The organism is Arthrobacter sp. P1_H7, from assembly GCF_056405215.1.
Map to the genome: position 1 here is coordinate 1 of NZ_JBFUCO010000040.1, position 1,566 is coordinate 1,566.

A 1,566-nucleotide genomic window follows, 5' to 3' on the forward strand; every position below is an offset into this window, starting at 1 on the left:
TTTCGAGCTGTGGAGCCGCTTCGCGGCGTTGTGGTTTGAGAAAACGGCCTTGTGGCTGGGTTGGGTAGCGGCGGATGATGGCGGTGCCGCGGTCGACGCCGGTGTGTCTTAGTGCTTAGAGCCTGTTTTCGAGCGTGGTGTGGAGGGCTTCCACGGGAACCGTGGATTGGTGCCGCAAGCCCGGCAGCATCGGGTTTGATGAGCCCGGTTAGTAGATTCCTGAATCATTTCCCCGCCCTTCCCGCGGCACCTGGCACCACCAGCCGGTGGTGTTGTTGGACCAGATGCGAGGAGTAGATGATGGACATCGTGCACGAGCGTGCCGCGGGAATGGATATCTCCAAACGCGATGCGAAGGTCTGCATCCGGATATCGGGAGCGCGGGCAGGAACGTCCAGTAGGACGGTGACCACATATGGGGCGACGACGAATGAGATCGTGCGCCTGCGCCGTGATCTGGAGGCAGCCGCGGTGACCGTGGTGGTGATGGAGGCCACCGGCGACTACTGGAAACCGTTCTACTTCCTGCTGGCGGAGTCGCTGAATGTGCAACTGGTCAATGCTAAAGCTGCGCGGAATATCCCGGGGCGGAAGAGTGATGTTTCAGACGCGACATGGCTTGCGGAGCTCGCCGCCCACAACCTGCTGCGGGCCAGTTTCGTGCCGCCCGAGCCGATCCGCCAGTTGCGGGATTTGACCCGCACGCGGTCGAACCTGACTCATGAACGCACCCGCGAATACTCACGACTGGAAAAAGGGCTGGAGGACTCCAACATCAAATTGTCCTCAGTCGCCAGCACGCTGAGCACCCAATCCGCCCGCAGCATCCTCGATGCTCTCATATCCGGAGAACGTGACCCGAAGACCTTGGCTTCGCTGGCGCACGCCTCGATGCGCCGCAAATCCGCGGCGCTGGTCGAAGCCCTCACGGGCCGCTTCACCGACCACCACGCATTCATGGTGCAGCTGCACCTGGACCGCATCGACCAGATCGAGGCGACCCTCGCGGCCCTCGACGCCCGCATCGACACGGTGATGGAACCTTTTTCCCTAGCCCGGGAGCTGCTGATGACCGTCCCCGGGATATCGAAGAATGTCGCCAACGTCATCATCGCCGAAGCTGGCGTCGACATGAACGTGTTTGACACCGCAGGCCATCTGGCATCGTGGGCGGGAGTGTGTCCGGGCCAGAACGAGTCCGCTGGGCGAATCAAATCCACCCAAACCCGGCCCGGCGACCATTACCTCAAAGCCGCACTGGGAATCGCGGCGCTGTCCGTGTCCCGATCAAAAACGACCTATCTCGCCGTGAAATACCGTCGCATTCAATCCCATGCCGGTGCCCTGCGTGCCGTAGTCGCTCTCCAACACACGCTGCTCGTCATCGTCTGGAACATGCTCCACGACGGAGTCGCTTACGACGAACTCGGCGTCGATCATTTCGACAAAACGAACCCCGAACGTGCCAGAAGACGGCTCCAACGCCGAATGGTCTCGCTCGGATTCGAGCCCAACCTCACCCCAATTTCCGCAGGAACGTCACCTTCGTTTTCTTAGTAGACACCG

General features: G+C 61.2%; 1 protein-coding gene. It reads left to right on the forward strand.

Translation table 11 applies throughout. The annotated features are described in order from the left end of the window. The first annotated feature begins 300 nt into the window (after positions 1-300). Positions 301-1,557, forward strand: coding sequence for an IS110 family RNA-guided transposase (locus AC1DXI_RS20715; RefSeq protein WP_476940147.1), 1,257 nt, complete (start codon positions 301-303; stop codon positions 1,555-1,557). The last annotated feature ends 9 nt before the right edge of the window (positions 1,558-1,566 follow it).